The organism is Streptomyces sp. Qhu_M48 (assembly GCF_051305195.1).
GTDB lineage: Bacteria > Actinomycetota > Actinomycetes > Streptomycetales > Streptomycetaceae > Streptomyces.
Map to the genome: position 1 here is coordinate 3,317,029 of NZ_CP195432.1, position 16,440 is coordinate 3,333,468.

The 16,440-nt window shown below is 69.6% G+C and carries 16 protein-coding genes and 1 pseudogene; 11 read left to right on the forward strand and 6 right to left on the reverse strand.

The genetic code is table 11. The features are described 5' to 3' along the window. Window positions 1-23: 23 nt before the first annotated feature. Window positions 24-902, reverse strand: coding sequence for a MurR/RpiR family transcriptional regulator (locus ACRRSS_RS15185; RefSeq protein ID WP_435971740.1), 879 nt, complete (start codon window positions 900-902; stop codon window positions 24-26). A gap of 337 nt (window positions 903-1,239) precedes the next feature. On the opposite strand from ACRRSS_RS15185, the gene ACRRSS_RS15190 reads away from it, so the two are divergent. Continuing rightward, a complete protein-coding gene (locus ACRRSS_RS15190; RefSeq protein WP_435971741.1) occupies window positions 1,240-2,637 on the forward strand; it encodes an aspartate ammonia-lyase in 1,398 nt (465 codons plus the stop codon). A gap of 90 nt (window positions 2,638-2,727) precedes the next feature. Here the strand turns inward: ACRRSS_RS15190 and ACRRSS_RS15195 are convergent, their stop codons facing one another. Further along, a complete protein-coding gene (locus tag ACRRSS_RS15195; RefSeq protein WP_435971742.1) occupies window positions 2,728-4,158 on the reverse strand; it encodes a pre-peptidase C-terminal domain-containing protein in 1,431 nt (476 codons plus the stop codon). 342 nt (window positions 4,159-4,500) lie between these two features. Here ACRRSS_RS15195 and ACRRSS_RS15200 point away from each other — a divergent pair, with 342 nt between their 5' ends. The 6 genes from ACRRSS_RS15200 (at window position 4,501) to ACRRSS_RS15225 (ending at window position 10,827) form a co-directional block, all read left to right on the forward strand. Further along, on the forward strand, window positions 4,501-5,445 hold the full coding sequence (locus ACRRSS_RS15200; RefSeq protein WP_435971743.1) for an ABC transporter substrate-binding protein: 945 nt from the start codon (window positions 4,501-4,503) through the stop codon (window positions 5,443-5,445). A gap of 2 nt (window positions 5,446-5,447) precedes the next feature. Continuing rightward, complete coding sequence (locus ACRRSS_RS15205; protein ID WP_435971744.1) at window positions 5,448-6,410, forward strand: amino acid ABC transporter permease; 963 nt, start codon at window positions 5,448-5,450, stop codon at window positions 6,408-6,410. An 8-nt stretch (window positions 6,411-6,418) separates the two neighbouring features. Beyond that, the gene (locus ACRRSS_RS15210) at window positions 6,419-7,171 is read left to right on the forward strand and encodes an amino acid ABC transporter ATP-binding protein (protein WP_435975340.1); all 753 of its coding nucleotides are present in this window, start codon (window positions 6,419-6,421) and stop codon (window positions 7,169-7,171) included. Continuing rightward, entirely contained in the window at window positions 7,168-8,382 is a 1,215-nt protein-coding gene (locus ACRRSS_RS15215; protein ID WP_435971745.1) for a M20 family metallopeptidase, read from the forward strand. The genes ACRRSS_RS15210 and ACRRSS_RS15215 overlap by 4 nt, the downstream gene beginning before the upstream one ends. Before the next feature lie 152 nt (window positions 8,383-8,534). Next, complete coding sequence (locus ACRRSS_RS15220) at window positions 8,535-9,824, forward strand: cyanophycinase (RefSeq protein ID WP_435971746.1); 1,290 nt, start codon at window positions 8,535-8,537, stop codon at window positions 9,822-9,824. Between the two features lie 118 nt (window positions 9,825-9,942). Further along, complete coding sequence (locus ACRRSS_RS15225) at window positions 9,943-10,827, forward strand: MurR/RpiR family transcriptional regulator (protein ID WP_435971747.1); 885 nt, start codon at window positions 9,943-9,945, stop codon at window positions 10,825-10,827. Between the two features lie 62 nt (window positions 10,828-10,889). Here the strand turns inward: ACRRSS_RS15225 and ACRRSS_RS15230 are convergent, their stop codons facing one another. Together ACRRSS_RS15230 and ACRRSS_RS15235 are read right to left on the reverse strand one after the other, a co-directional pair. Continuing rightward, window positions 10,890-11,468: a fasciclin domain-containing protein gene (locus ACRRSS_RS15230; RefSeq protein WP_435971748.1), complete on the reverse strand. Its 579-nt coding sequence runs from the start codon at window positions 11,466-11,468 to the stop codon at window positions 10,890-10,892. A 142-nt stretch (window positions 11,469-11,610) separates the two neighbouring features. After that, window positions 11,611-11,838: a hypothetical protein gene (locus ACRRSS_RS15235; RefSeq protein WP_435975522.1), complete on the reverse strand. Its 228-nt coding sequence runs from the start codon at window positions 11,836-11,838 to the stop codon at window positions 11,611-11,613. A 174-nt stretch (window positions 11,839-12,012) separates the two neighbouring features. Here ACRRSS_RS15235 and ACRRSS_RS15240 point away from each other — a divergent pair, with 174 nt between their 5' ends. Next, entirely contained in the window at window positions 12,013-12,909 is an 897-nt protein-coding gene (locus ACRRSS_RS15240) for an alpha/beta fold hydrolase (protein ID WP_435971749.1), read from the forward strand. A gap of 47 nt (window positions 12,910-12,956) precedes the next feature. Next, entirely contained in the window at window positions 12,957-13,565 is a 609-nt protein-coding gene (locus ACRRSS_RS15245) for a GNAT family N-acetyltransferase (protein ID WP_435971750.1), read from the forward strand. 131 nt (window positions 13,566-13,696) lie between these two features. Here ACRRSS_RS15245 and ACRRSS_RS15250 read toward each other — a convergent pair whose 3' ends face one another. Both ACRRSS_RS15250 and ACRRSS_RS15255 read right to left on the reverse strand, forming a co-directional pair. Next, complete coding sequence (locus tag ACRRSS_RS15250; RefSeq protein WP_435971751.1) at window positions 13,697-14,053, reverse strand: hypothetical protein; 357 nt, start codon at window positions 14,051-14,053, stop codon at window positions 13,697-13,699. Next, window positions 14,050-14,175, reverse strand: a pseudogene (locus ACRRSS_RS15255) (RNA polymerase subunit sigma); the annotation flags it as partial. The gene ACRRSS_RS15250 and the pseudogene ACRRSS_RS15255, both read right to left, overlap by 4 nt. Window positions 14,176-14,564: 389 nt before the next feature. On the opposite strand from ACRRSS_RS15255, the gene ACRRSS_RS15260 reads away from it, so the two are divergent. Further along, entirely contained in the window at window positions 14,565-14,804 is a 240-nt protein-coding gene (locus ACRRSS_RS15260) for a chaplin (RefSeq protein WP_435971752.1), read from the forward strand. A gap of 264 nt (window positions 14,805-15,068) precedes the next feature. Then, complete coding sequence (locus tag ACRRSS_RS15265; RefSeq protein WP_435971753.1) at window positions 15,069-16,394, forward strand: MMPL family transporter; 1,326 nt, start codon at window positions 15,069-15,071, stop codon at window positions 16,392-16,394. The last annotated feature ends 46 nt before the right edge of the window (window positions 16,395-16,440 follow it).

Consider the following 16,440-nt stretch of genomic DNA (forward strand, 5'->3'; position numbering starts at 1 on the left):
GGGCTACGAGCGCACCCCGCGGGTCAGATCAGGCCGGTGCGCTTCGCGACACTTTCGGAGAGTTTCATCCTCTCGTGTCCTTCGTCGCCGATCCGGTCGAGGACCGCGGCGACCAAGGACTCCACGAGAGCCAGGGCAGGCGTGAGACTGTCGTACGGGGAGTCGGACGTCACCTGGGTGGTGAGGACGACGTCCGCGTGGGCCGCTGCCGGCGACAGCCACGGGTCGGTGAAGACGATGACCTTCCCGCCACGTTCGCGGGCCAGTTCGGCAATGACGGTCTTGTCGGGTTCGTAGCGCCTGTAGTCGAACACCACGGTGACGTCACGGCGTGCGAGTTGTGTGAGGAAGGAGGTCCGTTCCACATCCCTGTCGGGCAGGAAATGCACCTGGTCACGGAATTGCGTGAGGTGCAGACCCAGGTACTGGGCCAGGAGGTGGGTGAACCGGCCGCCGGCGACGTGTACGCGGCGGCGGGGATCGCTCAACAGATTCACCGCGTCGTAGAACTCGTGCGGAGCGACCTCGTCGAACGTCTGCGACACGGCCTGCTGCACGAGCGAAAGAGCTGCCCCGAGCCGGGGATCGGACGTCCCCTCGGACCGGGTCGCCCCGCCGCGCCGTGGTGATCCCGAGTGCTCGTACAGGGTGATGGGGGAGGCCGTGCGCGCGTCGAGTTCGGAGCGCAGAGCCGCCTGCAGGTCCGGGAAGCCCTTGAAGCCCAGGCGGGAAGCGCAGCGCAGCACCGTGGGAGCGGAGACCGATGCTCGCTCCGCGATGGTGGCGACCGTCTCGAAGACGGCAGCCGGGTATCCGGCCAGCAGGACCCGTGCGACCTTGCGTTCGGCCGGACTCAGATCTCCCAGTCGTTTGCGCATCTCGTCGGCCAGCGTAGGGCTCATCGGCTTTCCTCCCCGGTGTGGTCCGGTCACGGCGATCTGCCGCTGCCACCAGCCGCGACCAGGCAATGCTCACTTCTTGGCCAAATGTACCGCCTGTTACGTGCGGGGCGCGGGGGCCTGCTCGGTGCGTCCAGAGGGCCACGCTCGGTGTGGAGCGTACGGAAGCCCCTGCCCTGAGGCGATACCCGGGCGACGCACCAGCCGTTGGACTGCCCCAGTTGGCGTAACATTCATTTCAGAAACAGCTTGTATTGAGTGAATGTAATGAACGATACTCGGATGGTGGTCGCTGTGGACCGCTGTACGTGATGCCGAAACCGCACGGAGGTGCGCGCCGATGAACGTCCGACGTGAAGAGAGCGATCTGATCGGCAGTCGGGACGTGCCCCAGGACGTCTACTACGGCATCCACACGCTGCGGGCGCGAGAGAACTTCCCCCTCACCGGCGTCCTGTTGTCCGCTCACCCTGAGCTCGTGACCGCACTGGCGAGCGTCAAGGAGGCGGCCGCCCTGGCCCATGCCGAGCTGGGCACCCTGCCCGAACCGCGTGCCATGGCCATCGTGGCGGCCTGCCGAGAGATCCGTGGCGGGGGGTTGCGCGACCAGTTCGTCGTCGACGTACTCCAGGGCGGCGCGGGGACGTCGTCGAACATGAACGCCAACGAGGTGATCGCGAACCGGGCTCTGGAGCTCCTCGGTCACCCCCGCGGCGCCTACGAATTCCTGCACCCCAACGATGACGTCAATCGTGGGCAGAGCACGAACGACGTCTACCCCACCGCGGTCAAGATCGCGTTGAGGGAGGCCGCAGGCCGACTCCTGGACGGGATGACCGTCCTTGCCGACGCCTTCACCGACCGGGGCGGAGCCTTCGCGAAGACCTGCAAACTCGGCAGGACGCAGCTGCAGGACGCTGTGCCGATGAGCTTGGGGCACGAGTTCGACGCGTTCGCTCTCACCGTCCGCGACGATGCCGCCCATGTCCAGCACGCGACCGGGGCGCTGTGCGAGGTGAACCTGGGGGGCACCGCGATCGGCACCGGCCTCAACGCCGATCCCGGGTTCGGGCGGGCCGTCGTCGCGCACCTGGCCGCTGTGACGGGTACTCCGGTCCACCAGGCGCGCAACCTGATGGAGAGCACGCAGGGGGTGGGTGCCTTCCTGCAGCTCTCCGGCGCCGTGCGCCACTTCGCGCTCAGGCTCTCCAAGATCTGCAACGACCTGCGGCTGCTGAGTTCGGGGCCGACGGCGGGGCTGGGTGAGATACGGCTTCCAGCGCTTCAGGCCGGGTCGAGCATCATGCCCGGGAAGGTCAACCCGGTGGTGCCTGAGGCGGTCAACCAGGTCTGCTTCGACGTCTTCGGCGCCGACGCCGCGGTGTCCATGGCGGCCCAGGCCGGCCAGCTCCAACTGAACGCGTTCGAGCCGCTGATCGCGCACCTGCTGCTGAATTCGCTGAACCGGCTCGACTCCGCCTGCCGTGTTCTCGCTGAGCGTTGCGTGCTGGGAATCGAGGCGAACGAGGAACGCTTGAGTGACCTCGTCGAGCGGTCGGCCGGTCTGGCCACTGCTCTGAACCCGGTGCTCGGGTACCGGCGGACGACCGATCTGGCTCGTCGGTCCCTCCTCACAGGCCGGACCGTGAGGGAGCTGGCTCGCGAGTCGGGGCTGCTGAGCGACGAGCAGATCGACGTGCTCCTCGATCATGGCCGCTTGGTGCGTCCGGAGCTCTGATCCGCGGCCCCGGCTCCGGAGCCCTCGGCGGGCTCCGGAGCCGGGGAGTGCGAGATGCCTGGCCCGCTGTGCGGGAGTGGCCTCAGCCGGTCAGTTCTTGGTCAGGGTGCAGGTGTAGGGGGAGGAGCCGGAGCCGCTGTAGGCCTCGATGTCCACGTAGTACGTGCCCGACCCGGAGGCGGTCCTCGTGAAGGTGAGGGATTCGTCGGTGCCGGCGCCGTTGTTGACGGAGCGCTCGAGCGTGCTGCCGGAGGAGTCGACCCAGTAGAGATCGGCGTCGTAAGCACCCGGGACGGCGCACTGCACGGACGCGTTCTGTCCTGACCCGAGGGTGACCTTGAAGTAGTCGCGGTCGCTGGTCGACTTCATGGTGCCGCTCAGGGCGGTGGGGGAGGAGAGGCCGGTGGCGTCGTTCGCGGTGTCACGGGTGTCGTTCGGTTCGGTCTCCGTGAGGCTGCCGCCGGACGCGGCGCCGCAGTTCGTCACGGGGGTGCCGTTGTAGAGGTTGGCGTCGGGGACCCCGTTGGTGACGCTGCGCAGGTAGTAGCCGCACGTGGGGCGGTTCTTGAAGTCGAACGTCGAACCCGGCGTGAGGCGCCAGATCTTGAAGTTCGAGTACGTCAGGGGCTTACGGTCCGCGGCTTGCTCGGGCTGATGGTCGGCGAGGACGACATAGGCGTCCTTGCCGTACTCGGTCGCCATGCCGTTGCGGTCGATGAACAGCGAGCCGCCGCCCTCCTCGACCCCGACGGCCCAGGCGGCGCCCCCCGTGGTGAGCCCGTCCTTCACCGCCCGGGCCACGAACGCCATGCTGCGGCCCATGCGGTCGCGGGTCACGAAGTGGGAGTCGTTGATGACCCCGCCGTAGTGGGCCCACTGGAACATGCCGGTGGTGAAGCTGATGTAACGGTCGTAGGGATTGGCCAGTGCCTCGCTGGTGGTGACGCTGCCGTTGCAGGCGTCGTACACCAGGGGGCTGTTGATGTGATGGCCCGCGCTGCCTCCGCCCGATCCGCCGCCCTTGGCCACCACGGACTCCACGGAGGCTTCGAGCGCGGTTCCCTTCCATGCGGCGTACCGGCACTGGTCGCCGCCGGCGAAGTACACGAACTCGGCGTTCCGCACGTCGGTGTTCACCTGGCTGTTGTTGCCGTCGGCGGCCGCGGTGAGCGTCCAGGTCGTGCAGGAGTTGACCCCCGTCAGGGTCATGACGGTGTCGCATTCGGGTGTCTTGCTGCCCGAGGTCGGGGCCGAGCCGCCGAGGACGACGACGTCGATGCTTCCGGTTCCGCCGCGGATCTCCGCGATGGCCCTGTTCATGGAGGCGGGCACGACGGCACCGGCGCCGTTCATCGTGAAGGCGGGGCCGTTCCACGAGGTACGGCTGACGTCCGCGGCCGAACCGAGCCGGACGCGGTCGGCGGCCGCGTGAGCGGGCTGCTGCGTGGTGAGGGACATCGCCAGGGTCAGCAGGGTGACGGCCAGCGCCGGGGTGGATCTGCGGGTGGCGGGTGACGCCATGATGCGCTCCATGGGGCAGGGGGATGGTGGCGGTGCGGGGGTGCCGACTGCGGAAGTGACGGTTCGGCAGCGTGCTACCCCGGGGCTCCGAGTTGGTAGCGGAACTTACAGATAGTTCGGCTCTGGCGGAAGATGTACGGCCTGATTTCTCTCTTCTTAGGTTCACGACCGCCGTAAATGCGGTCTGAACTGGGTAAAGAGTCGCGACATGCGAGGAGGCGGCGCCGTTACATCAACGTAACGCGCGGTACATCTAGCCAACGTGTTGTTTGTTCTGTAACTTCCGTGCTGTGACCGGCGGCTTGAATCCGTCGGCCGAAATCCCCGAGAGGTTCGACCCCGATGAACGCTCGTGTTACCCGCTGCCTTGCGGCTGCCGTTGTCACGACCACGGCCCTTGCGACGCTCGCCGCGTGCGGAGACGCCGATCCCGCCCCCGCCGCGGGCGGAACGGTCACCGTCGGCGGCGTCCAGATCAAGAAGGACCCCGCCCTCCACGCGATGCTGCCGGACGGCATCAAGAAGGCGGGGAAGGTCCGCGTCGCCACCGACGTGCCGTACCCGCCCTTCGAGATGTTCGTGAAGGAGGGCGAGACCGCTCTGACCGGGCTCGACTACGACCTGGGTCAGGCCCTCGGCGGAAAGCTCGGCGTGACGTTCGCCTTCACACCGCAGAAGTTCGACGGCATCGTGCCCGCGATCCAGGCCGGCAAGTTCGACGTCGCCATGTCGGCCATCACCGACAACAAGGAGCGTCAGCAGGTCGTCGACTTCGTCGACTACTCGCAGTCGGGATCCGGCATCCTCGTCGGCAACGACAACCCCGCCAAGATCGCCGAGCTGAACGACCTGTGCGGCAAGAAGGTCGCGGTCCAGACCGCGACCAACCAGCTCGACCTCCTCAAGAGCCACCAGGCGACGTGCTCGAAGGCCGGCACGGGGGCCATGGAGATCCAGACCTTCCCCAAGGACTCCGACGCCCAGCTCGCGCTGCGCTCCGGCAAGGTCGTGGCCCAGGTCCTGACCAAGCCGGCCGCCGGCTGGGTCGCCAAGACCGCGGACGGAGGCAAGGCCTTCGACCTGGTCGAGGACCCGGCCGCGCCCGGCGGCTACAACGCCTCACCCAACGGCATCGCCGTGAGCAAGCAGCTGCCCGAACTCACCGACGCGATCCAGAAGGCCCTCCAGGCCCTCATCGACGACGGCACCGTCACCAAGATCTACACCAAGTACGGCGTCGCCTCGATCGCCGTCAAGGAAGCCACCAGGAACGCGGCGGTCGACTGAAGATGACCGACACCACGACCACCCCCAAGACCATCTCCCCGCCCGAGCCGGCCGCACAGGACCTCGAAGTGGTCCCCGTCCGCAACTACGGACGCTGGATCGCCGCCACGGCGTCGATCCTGGCGCTCGTCGGACTGATCGGCTCCCTGGCGAAGAACGACAACCTGCACTGGGACGTCGTCGCGAAGTACCTCTTCGCCGACCTGATCTTCGACGGCCTCGCCACGACCCTCTGGCTCACCGCCGCCGCCATGGCCCTCGGCCTCGGTCTCGGCACCCTCATCGCGGTGATGCGGCTGTCCACCAGCCCCGTGCTCTACGGACTCGCGAACGCCTTCGTCTGGGTGTTCCGCGGCACCCCGCTCCTCGTCCAGATCATCTTCTGGGGCTATGCCGCGGCCCTCTACAAGTACGTGAAGATCGGTGTCCCCTTCACCGACATCACCTTCCTCCAGGCCGAGACGAACGCCCTCCTCACCCCCGCCATCGCGGCCCTGCTCGCGCTCGGCCTGAACGAGGCCGCGTACGCCTCGGAGATCGTCCGCGCGGGCATCCAGTCCGTCGACCACGGACAGGCCGAAGCCGCGCACTCCCTGGGCATGCGGCCCGCACTCACCATGCGACGGATCGTGCTGCCCCAGGCCATGCGCGTCATCATCCCGCCGATGGGCAACGAGACCATCAACATGCTCAAGATGACCGCCCTCGTCTCGGTCATCTCCGCCCACGACCTCATGTCGAACATCCAGGACGTGTACGCGCAGAACTACCAGGTCATCCCCATGCTGGTCGTCGCCAGCCTCTGGTACCTCGCGCTCGTCACCCTGCTCAGCATCCCCCAGGCATGGCTGGAACGGCGGTACGGACGGGGCACCGCCCAGGCCGGCCACGTGTCCCCGCTGCAGCGGATGCTGGGGGGAGCCACGGGGCTGATCGGCAGGAAGAACAAGGAGACGGCCCGATGAACGCCCCCATGGTGCGCGCCGAGGGCGTGCGCAAGCACTTCGGAAAGCTCGAGGTCCTCCAGGGGATCGACCTCACGGTCGAGCGTGGGCAGGTGTGCTGCCTCCTGGGGCCCTCGGGCTCCGGGAAGTCCACCTTCCTGCGGTGCATCAACCACCTGGAGAAGGTCGACGGCGGCAAGCTCACCGTCGACGGCGAGCTCGTCGGCTACCGGCAGCACGGCAACAAGCTGCACGAGCTGCGCGAGCGGGAGGTCGCCGAGCGCCGCCGAGACATCGGCATGGTCTTCCAGCGCTTCAACCTCTTCCCCCACATGACCGCGCTCGACAACGTCATCGAGGCCCCGGTCAAGGTGAGCGGGGTATCGAGAGCGGCAGCCCGCGAACAGGCGCGTCACCTGCTGGAGCAGGTAGGCCTCGGCGATCGCGCCGGACACTACCCGGCCCAGCTGTCCGGTGGGCAGCAGCAGCGCGTGGCCATCGCACGAGCCCTCGCGATGAAGCCCAAGCTCATGCTGTTCGACGAGCCCACGTCCGCCCTCGACCCCGAGCTCGTCGGCGACGTCCTGGACGTCATGCGCCGACTCGCCGCCGACGGCATGACCATGGTCGTCGTCACCCACGAGATCGGCTTCGCCCGCGAGGTCGGCGACACCGCCGTCTTCATGGACCAGGGCGTCGTCGTCGAAGCGGGCGACCCGCGACAGGTCCTCGTCGACCCGGAGCAGGAGCGTACCCGCGCCTTCCTGTCCAAGGTCCTGTGAACGCGCCCCCTCGTCAGCTGCTCAGCGCGGAGCTGCTGACCCTGGCGCGCGCCCGCCACACCCAGTACCTGACGGATCTTCGCGACCTCGTCTCGATCGACTCCGGCTCCTACAGCCCGGACGGCGTCAACAAGGTCGCCGACTGGGTGCAGCAGCGCCTCCTCCGCATCGGATTCGACGTCGAGCGGGTCCGCTTCCCGGCCGACCACCGCTACCAGGCCGGTGACGCCGTCATCGGGCGCAAGCGTGGCGGACTCGACCCCGCCGCGGACGGCCGCAGGATCCTCCTCGCCGCACACATGGACACCGTCTTCGACGACGGCACCGCGGACGACCGACCGTTCCACATGAACGGAGCCATCGCCTACGGTCCCGGAGTCAGCGACGACAAGGGCGGCCTGCTGGCCGGCCTCACCGCCCTGGAAATCCTCCAGGAGGCCTCCGTCCAGGACTTCGGCGAGCTCGTGTTCCTCGCCACCCCCGACGAGGAGATCGGCTCTCAGGTCAGCAGACCGCTGATCGAACGGACCGCGCGGGGCATGCACTACGGCCTCGGCCTCGAGTGCGCCCGGGAGAACGGCGACCTCGTCGTCGCCCGCAAGGGCGTCGCCGACTTCCGGCTGACGGTCACCGGCCGTGCCGCGCACGCCGGCATCGAGCCGGAGCGCGGTGCCAACGCGGCCTTGGCCGCCGCCCATCTCACCGTGGAACTGCAAGGACTCAACGGACACTGGGACGACGTCACCATCAACGTCGGAGTCGTCCGCGCGGGCACCCGCCCCAACATCGTGTGTGCCGAAGCCGAACTGCACATCGAAGTCCGCGCCGCCACCTCGGCCGACATGAGGCGTGCCACCCGAGCCATCCGTCAGGCCGCTGCCTGCCCCGCCGTGCCCGGAACCGCCGTCACCGTCGAGCAGATCGACCTGTGCCCCCCGATGGAGGACACTCCCGCCTCACGACGGGTCCTCGAAGCGGCGCGCAAGGCCGCCTCCGCCTACGGCCTGCGGCTGGGAGCGGCCGCCACCGGAGGAGTCGGCGACGCCAACCTCATCGCCGGTGCGGGAGTGCCCACCCTCGACGGCCTCGGCCCCGTGGGAGGGGCCGACCACACCCCTGGCGAATGGCTCGACACCTCCAGCGTCGCGCACCGCGTCGCGATGCTGGCCTCTCTGATCGCCTCGCTCGGCAGCGCGGGCAACGACTCCTGACCCGTGCGACAAGCCGGGCCCAGCAGAGTCGACCTTCCCGCCGACTCCCCGGCAGTCCTTCCCCTCGCCCTGCCGGGGCACCGACCAGGGCCTCCCGGCCGACAGCCGCGGGGCCCTGGTCCCACCCCACCCGACCCGCCCACGGAGGCATCATGCGCGCACACCCCGGATCCGCACGCCGCGTCGTCCTTGCCGGCAGCACCGCACTCGTACTCGGTCTCCTCGCCGCCACTCCCGCGGCGCAGGCCGTCCCCGCCGGTCCGCACCACCCCGGCTCGCTCGTTCTGGTGGGCGGTGGGCTCAAGGACGACAACAGCCAGGTCTACGGCGAGATCATCAAGCGCGCCGGTGGAGCGAAGGCCCGCATCGGTGTCATCACCGCCGCGTCCGTGCCCGAGAGCCAGGACCCTGACGCCGGCGACCCGGAACGCTGCAGCAACTCCGCCTGCAACGGCGCCTACTACGCGCGTCTCTTCGAGAAGCACGGAGCCGCCGACGCCCAGTGGGTCCCCATCGACCTCGACCACATCGCGAACGCCGACTCCGACACCGTCGTCGCCCAGGTCAACGCCATGACCGGCTTCTTCTTCGGAGGCGGGGACCAGTACCGCTACGTCACCACGCTCCTCAACGGTGACCGGCACACCGACTCCAAGGTCCTCGCCGCCATCCGCGCCAAGCTCGCCCGGGGAGCCGTCGTCGCCGGATCCTCCGCCGGCGCCCAGATCGCCTCCGGACCCGACATGGTCAGCGGCGGCGAGTCCTACGAGGCCCTCCGCGACGGCAGCGGCCCCGGCTACTTCGACGACCCGACCCGGCTCGGATACATCCCCCGGGGCGGCTTCGGCTTCCTGCGCTCCGGGCTCGTCGACACCCACACCGGCGCCTACGGCCGCGAGGGACGTGCGCTGCGACTGGCCGGCGACACCCGCCACGACCGGGTCTACGCCCTTGAGGAGAACACCGCCCTCGTCGTCGACAACCCCGGCAGCACCGACGAGCGCCTGTCCGTCCTCGGCCCCAACGGCGTCGCCGTCCTGGACCTCCGCCGTGCGCATGCCCGCACGACCACGGCCGGCTGGTCCCTCAGCAACGCCCGCTACACCTACCTCACCCACGGCGACCGGTACGCGGCCCGCACCGGAACCCCCCTCCCGGCCCCCGGCAAGAAGCCCCTGATCCCGCGCGACACCACCCCCGTGCCGGCCAACACCGACGTCTTCCACTCGGCCGCCAACCCCGACGGCAGGCCCTACTCCTTCCGCACCACCGCCCGTGAACTCGCCGCCCGTCTCCAGACCCGGGCCACGGCGACGACGTACGAGACCCAGCCCGGCTTCACCGTCACCTTCACCGAGCCGCGTGGGTTCACGGCCTGGTCCGACACCGCCGGCAGCCCGCAGACCCTGATCGGACTGCGTATCGACATCGCGCCCGAGTAGCCGCCGCCGTGCTCCGTGGGAACGGTCGTGCCGATCCCACGGGGCAGTACCCCGCCGCACCGTACGGCGCGGCGGGGTACCCGGCCCCCGGCCTCCGAACGCCCGGACGCCCTCCCGCATGGAACGGACGACATTCCGCATGGCCCAACGCCCGCTCGCCGACGACATCCGGCTGAGACTCGGCACCCTCAGCCCGGCGGAACGCCGCGTGGCCCGAGTGCTGCTCGCCGCCTACCCCTCCGCCGGCTTCGAGACCGTCGCCGCGATCGCCGAACGAGCGGGCGTCAGCGCCCCCACCGTCCTCCGATTCGTCGGCCGTCTCGGCTTCACCGGCTTCCCCGACTTCCAGAGCGCCCTCCGCCGGGAGCTCGACGCACGTAACGCCTCGCCCCTCTCGCTCTACGAGGCCACGGGGGATTCCTCTTCCGCGGACTCCGCCGACGGACTGATCAGCCGTACCAGCGAGCTCCTGAGCGGTGCTCTCGTCAAGACCCTCGCCGAGGTACCACCCCACGACCTGCGGACCGCCGTCGCGCTCCTGTCCGACAGGAAGCGCCGTATCACCCTGCTCGGCGGCCGCTTCACCCACCTGCTGGCCCAGTACCTGGGCCTGCACCTCATGCAGCTCCGCCGAGACGTCCGTTTCCTGCCCGACCGTGACGTCGAGCGAACGGCCACCCTCGCCGCCCTGAGCCGGAGAGACGTCGTCGTCGTCTTCGACCACCGGCGCTACGAGGAGACCAACCTGGCTGTCGCCCAGCTGACGCAGGAGAGCGGCGGGAAGGTCATCGTCTTCACCGATACGTGGCTGTCGCCGGCCACCACCCACGCCGAGGTCGTCCTCTCCAGCCGGGTCGACAGCCCCTCTCCCTACGACAGCCTCGTTCCCACGCTCGCCGTCGTCGAGACGATCGTCGCCGGACTCGTCGGCACCCTCGGCACCGACGCCCATGAGCACATGAAGCACAGCGAGGACGTCGCCCGCCGGATCAATCTGGTCTGACGCGGTGCGGACGCGCGGAAGCCGGGCCCGGCCCCTGCCGGGCCCGAAGCCTGCCGCGCCCCTCACTTCGGCATGAGAACGGTGTCGATGACGTGCACGGTCGCGTTGGAGGTCTTCACGTCACCGCAGACGATGGTGGCGGTGTCATTGACCTTGTACGTGTCCCCGGATCCGGATGTGGTCAGCGTGCCGCCTTCCAGCGTCTTGAACGAGCCGTCCGCCAGATCCGCCTTCGCCACCGGCTCATCGGCCACGTGGTAGGTGAGGATCTTGGTGAGCGTGTCCTTGTCGGCGAGGACCTTGTCGAGATCGGCCTTCGGGATCTTGGCGAAGGCGTCGTTCGTCGGCGCGAACACCGTGATGTCCTTCGCGTTGTTCAGGGTGTCGACCAGGCCGGCCTTCTTCACCGCGGTGACCAGAGTCGACAGAGCCGGGTTGTTCGACGCGGCTGTCGCCACAGGGTCGTCCGCCATACCTTCGAACGAACCCGAACCCTCCTGGGGTACCGAAGCGCAGCCGGGGCCGAACGGGGTGCTGTCGTCGGCCGATGCCTGCGGCGCCAGTGCGGTTCCCAACGAGACCGAGAGAGCCGCGGCGGCGAGGGCGGCCGCGACGCGACGTCGGGTATGCGTGTGGTTCATGGCGTGCTCCTTCCACCGGCCGGCCACAGACGGGCGGCGGCCGTGGATCGGTTGTCCTCTCACCCGGGTATTCGGGTCGGCGGGGGCATGCGGATGTGCGAAAGCCGATTCTCTTCGGAACGGGTTTGTGTGGGGCCGGGTGTCAGGCCGCCGACTCGCGCTCGCGGGCGTCCTCGATTTCGAACCGGGCGACGGCGCCGGCCTGGGACCACAGACCGGTCACCCGGGGCCTTCCGGCGAGCCGGAAGAACCCCTTTGGACCGCGGTACGCCCAAGGCGGGTCACCGGTGCTCGCCTCGGCCGGCGCGGTCCGGCGTGTGGCCTGCGGCTTGGGCTGCGTCGGTTCCAGAGCGTGGCGAGGACCGGACATGCCCGTTTCGTTGCCGGATCAGGTTCGTTGGGGTTGCATGAACATCTCTGGCGTGATCTGTACACCGACGCGGCTTTTCCGCACCGCCCCTCCGTCGGCGGCATCCTGCGATCCGGCCGGCCACCGGCATGGGCCGGTCGGTGCCCCCGTCGTCTCCGCGCTCCGGGAGACCATGTGAGCGAGGAGATCCTGCGGCTGACGCATGAGGGATTCGGCTACTCGTGTCGCGTCAATCGGCAGACCGAGAGCGCCAGGCCGCCCGTCTTTCTCTTCGGCGGTGCGCTGCATCGCAACCACGGATGGGCGCGAAGGCTGGAGAAAGCACTCCCTTCCCGGACCACGGTCGTCACCGTCGACCTCCCTGGGTTCGGCGCGGCCGACCCGCTGCCCCAGGTCCACGACGCTTCCTTCCTGGCCGAGGCGGCCTGGAAGGCCGTGGACAGCCTGGGCTTCACGCGGTACGACCTTGTCGGGCAGTGCCTGGGCGGGTTCGTGGTGCAGCAGATGCTGCGGCAGCCCCGGCCGGGTGTCCGCCGAGTCGTCCTCTCCGGAGTGTCCGCGGACCCCTGGCCCGGCCCGCAGCTGCGGGCCCGACTCCAGAGCGCCGAGGTCGCCAGCGACCGCGGTGACCGCGCCACCCTGCTGGAGGTGGCGACGCGCCTGTTCTTCGGTACGGCAGCGGGGGACGGCGCGGGAGCGGACCAGGGCCCTGTTCCTCAGTTCAGGGAGAGGATCGGATCGCTTGACCCCGGGGTTCTGGAAGATCTCAGAAGCCATCTTTACCGTGACTGGTTCCCGGCCGGGCTCCCGGTGTCGGCCCCGCCCGAAGCGCCGGTACTGGTCTTCACGGGAGTCAACGACATCCTGACCCCGCCCAGCGAGGCCCACCGGCTGGCCATGAGCTACCCGCGGGGGAGGTTCGCCGTCGTCGAGGACGCGGGCCACATGATCCACATCGAACGTCCCGACGAGTACGGGCAGATCGTGGCCTCCTTCCTGAGCCACCGCACCGAAGCCGTGCCCCACTGCCGCCCGCTCGACGAATCGGAACGGCAGGCACAGCTCACATGACGCGACTCCTCGGTTCCGCGGGTGTGTTGCCCGTGGATAGGGCGGCCGTGCACCGGCCCGGACGGTTCGTGGTGCTCCGGGAGCTGGCGCCGGCCGACCTGGACCAGGCGGCGGAGATCTGGGGCGATCCTGATGCCACGCGGTACCTCACGGCAGACCCGATGGACCGGCAGAGGGCCGCAGAGGCACTGAGCCACGCGGTGCGGTCGGCGGCGTCGTCCCCTCGCCGGACGTACCACTTGGGGATCGCCCAGCACGACGACGACACGCTCATCGGCAGCGTGGCCGTGAACCTGGAAGGCAAGAGCAGCGCGTACGTTCATTCGTTCGTCCTGCACCCGCGGGCACGGAACCTGGCCCTCGCCGGGGCTGACGCCGCCCAGCTCACAGCGGCGTTCTGCTTCGAGCAACTCGGGCTGCACCGGTTCTGGTGCATGTGCAGAGAGGACAACACCAGAGCCAGGCGCCTCTACCTCGCCCTCGGAATGCAGCAGCAGGGTCTCTTCCGCGAGGTCGATTTCAAGGAAGGCCGCTGGCACAACCACCTGATCTTCGACTGGCTCGCACCCCACTGGGAAGCCCGGCGCAAGCCCCCGCCTCAGCGGCGGGTTCCCGACAGGGTGACGCCCCACGTCAACGAAGTCCTGTACTCGTGATCCTCGTGCGGTGACTGTCCCCTACGTACCCCCACGTGTGGCCTTGCTGTCACCGCACGAACAACTCCCCTTGAGCCTCGCCCAGTCGACCAGGCTGGGCGTTCAGCCCCCTCCTCAGGTCGACAGGGGCATCAGCAGGAGGGGAGTGGTGGTGGGCTGTGCGGATCCTTCCATGGGTTCGAGGGGCGTCCTGCCGTGGACGGTGCGCGCGGCACACCGAACCGTTTCGTGGGCAGGGTGGTCGCCGCCCGTGGTGGCAACTGGCGCACGCCGGAGATGGCGGCCACCGTCCGCTGCTTCATGGCGGCGGGCGGGGCCTGGGCCGCGGCGGCGGCCAGCCGTGCGGCTGTGGCCTGGAAATCCGCCACTTCCTGATGGCAGCCCGCACAGTGCTGAAGGTGGCTGCCGAACGCCGTGTGCTCGGTCGGGTCGAGGGCGTTCAGGGAGTAGGGCGCGGCGAGGGCGTGGACGTCTGTGTGCTGGTTCATGTGGTCACCCCCATGCGGTCGCGCGGCCGGATGAGCCCGTCGCGCGTGCGTGTCCTGATCGTGTGAGGCGGTGCGCGCAGGGATTCGGCGACTTCACGGTAGGTGAGTCCCCGGTAGTAGCTGGGGCTGGTTCACCGGCCGGGCTCCGGCCGTGGCGACCAGCCGGAGTGGAGGCCCGAGGCGGCCGTCAGGAAGAGGGTGTCCATCGCATGCGGGTCCTTCATCGCTGGTGGGGCCGCGGACCGCGACGTCCGGTGCCGTCCGGGAGCAGAGCCAGGGGGCGGTGTCTTGGCGGTTCTTCGTAGCCGAGGTGCCTGCGGATGGGCGGACGCACTTCGTCACCCGCGCGCAGCCCGTTCCCTCGCGCGAGTGAACTGCGGGGTGGTGACCCGGCCGTCGGCTTCGGGGCGACGAAGGAGGAGGTGAGGGGCCGGGAGGTAGTCACCGGATTCCTCGCCGGCCGTCAGGGACTTCCGTACGGCCGGGCAGCTCTTCTTCTGGAGGCAGTTCGATGGTTCGAGTCTGTAAGGGTCTGGCGGTCGCTGCGGCGGCTGGTGCGGTGGTGTTCGGTGGAGCGTCGTTCGCGGCGGCCGATGCGGGGGCGCAGGGCGTGGCCGCGTACTCGCCCGGCGTCGGCTCGGGCAACCTGATCCAGATCCCGGTCCACGTTCCGGTGAACGCCTGCGGGAACACGGTCAGCGTCATCGGTCTGCTGAACCCGACGTTCGGCAACACCTGCGTCAACGTCTGAACCAGGCAGCGCTGAGAGGCTCCGGTCCGCTGCCGTCGGGTGGCACGGACCGGTGACCTGACCGGCCGCGGGCAGGGAGCGCATCAGGCGTTTCAGGCACGCAGAGCCGCGTTCCGGTCAGGTCGGGTGCGGGTGGCTGCCGGCACAGCCACCCGCGGCTCTCATCTGAGCCGACCGTGATCGTCGGGGTCGGCTCGCCCGGCGCTGATCCGACGCCGCCCTGGAGGCAACCGACGGCGGCCGTCAAGGCCGCTCACGTCGGCAGTGAGGCGCGGTACCGCGAGGCTGGCCGGGCCCGCTGCCGCGCAGGCAGACCTGGATGATGCCTTCGCCCACGTGGACGGCAGCCTGCTGGCGGTCACCCTCGCCGGTGTGCTGCTGATCCTCGCACTGGTCTACCGCAGCGTCCTCATGCCGTTGCTGGTGACCGCTGCCGCCCTACTCGCTCTCGCGACCGCGGGTGCTCTGCTCTACGCCTCCGCCAGGGCTGGGTGGCTGGTCGTCGACGGCCGGGGCCAGGGCATCGTGTTCGTCATCGTCATGGGCGCGAGCACCGACTACGCGCCGCTCCTTGCCGCCCGCTACCAAGAAGAACTCGCGCGACGTGCCGACACGGCAGAAGCCGTGGCGGCAGCGTGCAGAGCAACGGTCGCTCCCGTCCTTGCCGGCGCCGCGACGGTGGCCTCCGCCATGACGGCGCTGACCCTGAGCGCCCTGCCGTCCCACCAGGCCCTCGGCCCGGCGGTGGCCGTGGCCATGGCCTGCTGCGCCGCGGCATCGCTGACGTTCCTGCCGGCGGCTCTGCTGCTGTGCGGCCACCGGGTGTTCTGGCCGCGCCCGGCCCGCTTCGCGGTCAGCGGCATCTGGGACCGACTCTCCCGCCTGGTCGAACTCCGGCCGTGCCGGCTCTGGCCGGCCTGCCTCGCCGTGCTGATCGCGGGCGCCGCGTCCACTCCCCTTCTCTCGCAAGGAGGAGTCCCCCTGCACCAGGCCCTCCCGGCAGGCTCCGCCTCGACGGCCGGGCAGGAGACATTGGCCCGGCGCTTCCCCGCCGGCACCGCGAGCCCGCTGCTGATCGTCACCCCGTCCGTCCAGGAGGCCGCCGTGCTGGCCGCCACCGCCACGACACCGGGGGTGGCACACGCTGTCACCGCCCCGGCTCTGAGGGCAGCGGGCCAGGCGCAGGTTCTCGCGACGCTCACTCACGCCCCCGACAGCGAAGAGGCCAGAGATGTCGTCGAGCGGCTGCGAGGCCGACTCGACGGCACCGACGCTCTCGTGGGAGGACAGACCGCGGTGCCGCACGATCTCCACCCCGGCCTCATCCTGGCCGCCACCTTCGCCTCACTGACCGTCATGCCGTTGCTCTACCTCGCGCAGATCGGCTTCATCGTTGCCGCCGGAGTCCTCATCGACGCACTCCTGGTGCGCCTCTTCCTCGTCCCCGCCCTCATCCTCGACCTGGGGCAACGCACCTGGTGGCCGGCCATCCTGCCCCGCGATGCCGCCACTTCGCGCCGTCTGCCGCAGCCAGGCCGCGAGATCGCGGACGACGCCGTCTCGCGGGTGGCCACGGTGCGCAAGCCCTGACCCCTCAGGACACACCTTTCTCATTCTTTCGAGTGATGGACCCATC